Genomic DNA, 7630 nt, shown 5'->3' on the forward strand with positions numbered 1-7630 from the left:
CCAGCGGGAAATTGGGACGACGTCTTGAGGGTTTTGGTGGGGTTTGTTTCATGAATTGCGCCCATTAAAAAAATAATGGACATCATCTTTAATAACTTGATGGGGAATTAACAGACGGCGCTGGGCGTACGCTTACTCCCAGTTCGCTTTAACCGATACATCCGTATAGGACATACAAGGTGGGGTGTTCATTTAGTCTCCTTACTTTGGGAATTAATAATTGCGCGCGCCAGAGGAGTATTGTTGAAAAAAAAGGGCGTAAGGCATTAACTCTTGAACGATAGCGCAGCGACAGAGAGAACGGTAGGGGGAGCGACGGGACGAAAACGATAGGGGAGGAGCGTCTTTGGCGGCGCCGGCGTTGAAATTCGCGCCATAGCGGGCGCGCCGGCGCTTTGCTTCGGCACGCTTTCATGTCAAAGTGATTCGTCAGGCGGCGCGCGGTTATCGCCGCGCCGCCGCCCGCCCTTACAGGTGTAGCTAAAGCCTTATCGTTTCAGCCAAATATCATGTTGCTTTTATGTAAACAAATTAACAAGACGGTTAAATACTGATAAACTGGCTCTTGCCCAGCCGGATAACAACGAACCTTTTCTAATTAATGTATCGCCGGTAGGGAATGGAAAGCCAGGCACTACCTATGACAATGAAAGCGAGGAGAACGTCGTGCTAGAAGATTATCGTAAGCACGTTGCCGAGCGTGCTGCACAGGGCATTGTCCCTAAGCCTCTCGATGCCGTACAAATGGCGGCGCTGGTTGAGCTGCTGAAAACCCCGCCGGCGGGTGAAGAAGCGTATCTGCTGGATCTGTTGACCAATCGGGTACCGCCGGGCGTGGACGAAGCGGCCTACGTCAAAGCAGGTTTCCTTGCGGCCGTTGCCAAAGGCGAGGCGTCTTCCCCGCTAGTGACGGCGGAAAAAGCCATTGAGTTGCTGGGCACCATGCAGGGCGGCTACAACATTGCGCCGCTGGTGGACGCGCTGGACAATGAGGCACTGGCGCCTATCGCCGCCCGCGCGCTAAAATCCATGCTGCTGATGTTCGACAACTTTTATGATGTCGAAGAGAAAGCCAGGGCCGGTAATGCCCACGCGCAGGATGTCATGACGTCCTGGGCCGAGGCGGAATGGTTCCTGTCCCGTCCGCCGCTGGCGGAAAAAATGACCGTTACCGAGTTCAAGGTCACCGGCGAAACCAACACCGATGATTTATCGCCGGCCCCCGACGCCTGGTCGCGGCCGGATATCCCGCTGCATGCGCTGGCGATGCTGAAAAACGCCCGTGATGGCATTATCCCCGACCAGCCCGGCAACGTCGGCCCCATCCAGCAGATCGAGGCGCTGAACGGCAAAGGCTTCCCGTTAGCCTATGTCGGCGATGTGGTGGGTACCGGTTCCTCACGCAAATCCGCCACCAACTCGGTGCTGTGGTTTATGGGTGACGACATTCCGTATGTGCCGAACAAACGCGGCGGCGGGGTGGTGCTGGGCAGCAAAATCGCGCCGATTTTCTTCAACACCATGGAAGATGCCGGCGCCCTGCCGATCGAAGTGAACGTGTCCGATTTGAACATGGGCGACGTCATTGATATCTACCCGTTCGCGGGGGAAATCCGTCATCACGAGACCGGCGCGCTGCTTGCCAGCTTTACGCTGAAAACGGATGTGCTGGTGGACGAAGTGCGCGCCGGCGGCCGTATTCCGCTCATCATCGGCAGCGGTCTGACCGCGCGCGCGCGTGAATCGCTGGGTCTGCCGCCCAGCACCATCTTCCGCCACGCCCGCGATGTCGCCGCCAGCGACAAAGGATATACGCTGGCGCAGAAAATGGTCGGCCGCGCCTGCGGCGTGCCGGGGGTGCGTCCCGGCCAGTATTGCGAGCCGAAAATAACCTCGGTGGGGTCGCAGGACACGACCGGCCCCATGACGCGCGATGAGTTAAAAGATCTGGCGTGCCTGGGCTTCTCTGCCGACCTGGTGATGCAGTCATTCTGCCACACCGCCGCCTATCCCAAGCCGGTGGATGTGCAGACCCACCACACGCTGCCGGACTTCATCATGAATCGCGGCGGCGTCTCCTTGCGTCCGGGCGACGGTATCATCCACTCCTGGCTGAACCGTATGCTACTGCCCGATACCGTCGGCACCGGCGGCGATTCCCATACCCGTTTCCCGATTGGCATCTCGTTCTCGGCGGGTTCCGGGCTGGTGGCCTTCGCAGCCGCGACCGGGGTAATGCCGTTGGATATGCCTGAATCGGTGCTGGTTCGTTTCAAAGGCGCCATGCAGCCGGGCATTACCCTGCGCGATCTGGTGCATGCGATCCCGTATTATGCCATCAAGCAAGGGCTGCTGACGGTGGAGAAAAAGGGCAAGAAAAACATTTTCTCCGGTCGCATCCTGGAAATCGAGGGCCTGCCGGAACTGAAAGTGGAACAGGCTTTTGAACTGGCGGACGCCTCGGCGGAACGCTCCGCCGCCGGTTGTACCATCAAGCTTGACCAGGCGCCGATTACCGAATACCTGAATTCCAATATCGTGCTGCTGAAATGGATGATTTCGGAAGGTTACGGCGATCGCCGCACGCTGGAACGGCGTATCAAAGGCATGGAAAGCTGGCTGGCGAATCCGTCTCTTCTGTCGGCGGATGCCGATGCCGAGTATGCGGCGGTGATTGAGATTGATCTGGCCGAAATCAGCGAACCGATCCTGTGCGCGCCGAACGATCCGGACGACGCCCGTCTGCTGTCTGACGTGGCCGGCAGCAAAATCGATGAAGTCTTTATCGGCTCCTGCATGACCAATATCGGCCACTTCCGCGCCGCCGGTAAGCTGCTGGACAGCCACAAGGGCCAGCTGCCGACCCGCCTGTGGGTCGTGCCGCCAACCAAAATGGACGCCGCCCAGCTCACCGAAGAGGGCTACTATAGCGTCTTTGGCAAAAGCGGCGCGCGTATGGAAATCCCGGGTTGCTCGCTGTGCATGGGTAACCAGGCGCGGGTAACTGATGGCGCGACGGTCGTGTCCACCTCTACCCGTAACTTTCCGAACCGTTTAGGTAACGGCGCCGACGTCTATCTGGCCTCTGCGGAGCTGGCGGCGGTCACCTCGCTGCTGGGCCGTCTGCCGACGGTGGAGGAATATTTGCAGGCGATGGCGCTGGTGGATCAGACGGCGGTGGATACCTACCGTTATCTGAATTTCGACCGCCTCAGCGAATATACCGATAAAGCCGATCAGGTCATTTTCCAAACCGCGGTCTGATCCGCCCGCGTTCGGCGGCGCCCGCCCTGCAAGTCCACTACCGCCCGTCGCTGACGGGCGGTTTTTTTTCGTGCGTACGGCGTGCGTACCGGGGTAACCGCAGGCACCGGCGGCGATAATCGTGACGCAGGCTTTGGCGGGCGCGGTAAAAACGCGTAAAATCCCATTATCTTCCACCACCATTTTCCAAAAAGATACGGCACAGCGCCCCTGACGGGGGGGACGGCAACGATGGACTACGAATTTTTACGCGACACCACCGGTCAGGTCATCGTCAAATTCTCCATGGGCCATGAAGGCCATCGGGCATTGGCTGAATGACGAAGTGAAGGGCGATATGGCGCTGCTGGCGGACGTGGAGCGGCGTTTGCATAGCCTGTCCGGCTCCCTGGCGCAGTGGCAGCATATCGGCCATGAATATACCCTGCTCATTGACGCCGAAGAGGTCATGGTGCGCGCCAACGGCATGTCAGTCGAGTTTGACGACCAGGAAGAGGGGCTCAGTTACTACGATGAAGAAAGCCTGTCGCTGTGCGGCAGCGACGATTTTCTGCTGATGCTGAAGCGGTATCGCCATTTTATTAATACCGGCGGATGAAGCGCGGGCCGTGGTTGCTCTCCTCTCACCTGACTCCCCCCAGCTTGCTTGACTTCCCCCCGGCTCGCCTAACTTCTCCGCCGCTTGCCAGACCTGCCCTCGGCTTGCCAGTCGCCCCCGGCGGGCGCGCCTTTGCAATGGGCCTGGCGCCGTCATGAAGAGCGTGTACCGAAGCGCGCGGGCCTGGCCTAAGAGGCCAGCGTCGCCATAGCATACGCAGCTGGCCGCCTTTTTGGGGGCGAAAGGCCCGCCTTGTCGAGTTCCGCGCTCTGATTGCCTTGGACCGAGCGGCCAATGTTGCCGGCAAGGCCGGGAGTTACATTACGGGCAGGTTGCGGCCGTAATAGATTTCCTGCATCTCTTTGTAAAGTAGATCGGTAATCGCTTTGAGCTCGTCCGCGCTGAGATCGTCCGGCCGGGCATTGAAAAGATAATGTTTCAGATCGAAATCTTTCAGCATCATCTTAGTGTGAAAAATATTCTCCTGATACACATTGACGTCCATCATGTGATACAGCGCTTTCATATCTTTAGACATAAAATTCTGAATCGAGTTGATCTCATGGTCGATATAATGTTTTACCCCGTTGATATCGCGGGTAAAGCCGCGCACGCGGTAATCCATGGTGACAATATCCGACTCCAACTGATGGATCAGGTAATTAAGCGCTTTTAACGGGGAAATGACGCCGCAGGTCGATACTTCTATATCGGCGCGGAAGGTGCACAGGCCGCCCTCGGGATGGCTTTCCGGGTAGGTATGCACACAAATATGGCTTTTATCCAGATGCGCCACCACCGATTCCGGCAGCGGCCCGGGATGTTCGGACGTGTCGATGCTGCCGGGGTCGACCGGCTCCTCACTAACCAGTATGGTCACGCTCGCGCCCTGCGGCTCGTAATCCTGGCGGGCAATGTTCAGGGTATTGGCGCCTATCATGGAGCAGGTTTCGCTGAGAATTTCCGTCAGACGATTGGCGTTATATTGTTCGTCAATGTAGGCGATATAGCCGTCACGGTCGTCCGCCGTTTTGGCATAACAAATATCGTAAATACAAAAACTCAGGCTCTTGGTCAGGTTATTAAAGCCGTGTAGTTTTAGCTTCTGCAATTTGGTTCACCCCCTTATAAATACCGTTTCAGCGGGAAGCTGATAAGACATTCAGCAAATATTGCGGCAGGGCGAAGCTGCCGTTATGGATCGCCGCGTTATAGTAGCGGCAGGTCAGTCCGGTCTTGTCGATACGCGCCGCCAGGGTCGCGGTGTCGAGCTGGCGTAGCGCCGGATTTTGACTGGCCCAGGCGAAGGTCATGATACCGCCGTAATAGGTCGGCACCGCTGCCTGATAAAAGCTGACGTCGCTAAAATAGTGACGGAGTTTCCGGTGGCTATTGACCGCTTCATCCTGCTGTAAAAAACACACGCCGTTCTGCGCGACGAAAATGCCGTCTTGGTTAAGACAGCGCGCGCAGCCCTGATAGAAATCAGAGGTAAACAGGCTTTCTCCCGGCCCGATTGGGTCGGTGCAGTCGGAAATGATGACATCGAATTTCTCGCTGCTTTGGGAAACAAAATCCACACCGTCGGCAATCACCAGCGTAAAACACGGGTCGTCAAACGCGCCCGCGTTGTGGCGCGGCAAATATTTTTTGCAGAAGGTCACCACGCCGGCATCGATCTCAACCATGGTTATTTGCTCTACGCCGGGATGACGGCTGACTTCACGCAGCATCCCGCCGTCGCCGCCGCCGATGATGAGCACTTTTTTGACGTTGCCATGGGCGATAAGCGGCACATGGGCCATCATCTCATGATAGATAAACTCATCGCGCTCGGTGGTCTGCACCACGCCGTCCAGCGCCATGACCCGGCCCAACGCGGCATTTTCAAATATCACCAAATCCTGCTGGCCGGTGGTTTCCCGGTACAGGACGTTATCCACGGTAAAATATTGGCCGAAATGGTCGTGTAACGTTTCGTGCCAGGTTTCTTGGTTGGACATGTCTGGCTGCTCCTTGGCAAGTCCGCCATGAAAAAAACAGCGCAATATGATAGCTAACTCTGCTCGCGGTTGCACGGTTAAATTTCGTGCAAAGGGGCTTTGAGAGCGTATTATTTGGCGTAGGCGAGTAAACCGAGAGAGTTAGTCGCCAGCGATTCGCATTTTTTCGCCGACGGTAAGGGGATGCCCGCTGAGGTCACGGTAGCTGTCTTCGCCCAGCGCGCGCATATCATAGGCGGCGTAATTGCTCAGATCCCAGCGGTTTTGCTGGGCGAAAATCAAGATGGCGCGGCGGATCTGCTCATTGGGCATATCCGCATAGCCGCAATTATTCTTGAGATAGACGAACACCTCCGTCAGGTCGGCCATATCTTCCGCTTCGTTTTCCGTCAGCGCCTGCGCGGCACTGTAAATCCCAAGCAGGCTAAGCAACAGCAGCACCAATAAGGTGTTTTTCATAGTGAAACTCAATTCAATCGTTATACTTTGACGTTATCATATTTCAAGATAGACGCCTTCAATCATTTGTGCCGCAGGGCGATTATTCCTTATTATGGAACATGAAAAGGAATCTGTACCGCAGCGGTCACTCTCTTCCCGGTTCTGCTCTCGCCGAAACGAACAATCCGGCACGGTAAAACGGTTCCATTATGGCAATGGCAGGGGAGGGAGCACCACTGCAACAACGGGGCGCCGAGTTGCGCCTGGCTAACGCCCAGCTCTCAGGGTACTGGCAAAGCGAACAGGGCCGATACATAAAACGCCACCTGGCTTGTTTCCCTCCTCTATGGTTTGACTAAGTCATCACTACCGTTTGGGTCGTGCGCATAGGGGCGACGGTGTCGCCGCCGCGACATAGTCTTTGAAGCGATTTTGGCAACGCCATTCGCGGCGCCCTCAGGGGTTGTCGCGCCTCGGTTTAATGTTGCGCCTGGCGTTCGAGCCTATCACAGGCCCAGCGCCATTGGCGATTGACGGCGCGCCCGCATAGAAGCGAAAGTTAGGCGGGTTTGCCACCGCCGGGTTGTCGGCAAAGAACGTCTCGCGCGACAGGTCGTTTACGGCGAAACACCCTTTTCGCAGGACGGTGTGATTGCAAAAAGCCCAACTGCGCGGTGTCTGCGTGAGTTTCAGCCCCTATCGTGACTTAAACCACTGGCGCGTGGGGGTTAGTAGCGTCATCAGTGCGACAGGCATGTGCAGATTCTGGCTGGCAAGCCAGGTTAACCGGTCAAAAGTTGCCTCGGGAGCGGTGTCCACCAAACCGGAGCGGTCCAACGCCTCCAGCCGTTGGCTTTCATTAGCCGCCAGGGGGAAGGACACCGGCAATTCCAAGCGCTCAATCGGGGGCGTGATATCGCTTAAGGCATCGTGAATGGCCAGGGGGAGCTGCTCTGCGGAGGTTAGCTGGACCGATGGCGGGGCGCGATTTGCGTCCATTGCCGTGGCGTCGGCGTCGCCCACGGCCATCAGGCGCGTCTGTCCCAGGGCGGATGGGCCCCCAGATGAGACAGCATAGAAAGCCGCTCCGCGCGCGTCCGCCAGATCGACCACCACCACCACCACCGCCGGCAGCCGGTGGCCGATGGCGAAAGCGGTCGCGTAAACGTCGTCCACGGTCTCAACGTAAGCGCCCCGTGGAGGACGTCTTGAATTATTGGTGGGTTTGTTGTATGAGACAGTAAACCTACGTTACACGCTTATGCTCATTGTATTTTCACATTGTATTGATTTTAATAACTTTTATTTCCATCCCGGTTTGAGT

4 protein-coding genes and 2 pseudogenes are annotated in these 7630 nt (G+C 56.9%); 2 read left to right on the plus strand and 4 right to left on the minus strand.

The features are described 5' to 3' along the window. Positions 1–666 precede the first annotated feature (666 nt). Positions 667–3264, plus strand: a complete 2598-nt coding sequence (gene acnB, locus ACMX3H_RS15365) for a bifunctional aconitate hydratase 2/2-methylisocitrate dehydratase (RefSeq protein WP_415211449.1) — start codon at positions 667–669, stop codon at positions 3262–3264. 231 nt (positions 3265–3495) lie between these two features. Continuing rightward, positions 3496–3862: pseudogene (locus tag ACMX3H_RS15370) on the plus strand (YacL family protein). 316 nt (positions 3863–4178) lie between these two features. On the opposite strand, the gene speD reads toward ACMX3H_RS15370, so the two are convergent. The 4 genes and pseudogenes from speD to ACMX3H_RS15390 form a co-directional block, all read right to left on the minus strand. Then, positions 4179–4973 (minus strand): adenosylmethionine decarboxylase, encoded by a 795-nt coding sequence (gene speD / locus ACMX3H_RS15375; RefSeq protein WP_415211450.1) that lies wholly within the window; start codon positions 4971–4973, stop codon positions 4179–4181. 28 nt (positions 4974–5001) lie between these two features. Continuing rightward, complete coding sequence (gene speE / locus ACMX3H_RS15380; protein ID WP_415211451.1) at positions 5002–5865, minus strand: polyamine aminopropyltransferase; 864 nt, start codon at positions 5863–5865, stop codon at positions 5002–5004. Positions 5866–5975: 110 nt separating this feature from the next. Then, positions 5976–6324 (minus strand): annotated as a pseudogene (locus ACMX3H_RS15385) (YacC family pilotin-like protein). A gap of 678 nt (positions 6325–7002) precedes the next feature. Further along, positions 7003–7482: a hypothetical protein gene (locus ACMX3H_RS15390; RefSeq protein ID WP_415211452.1), complete on the minus strand. Its 480-nt coding sequence runs from the start codon at positions 7480–7482 to the stop codon at positions 7003–7005. Positions 7483–7630: the final 148 nt, after the last annotated feature.

It is taken from the genome of Sodalis sp. (in: enterobacteria), assembly GCF_047607725.1.
In the GTDB taxonomy this organism is placed as follows: domain Bacteria; phylum Pseudomonadota; class Gammaproteobacteria; order Enterobacterales; family Enterobacteriaceae; genus JBLKSS01.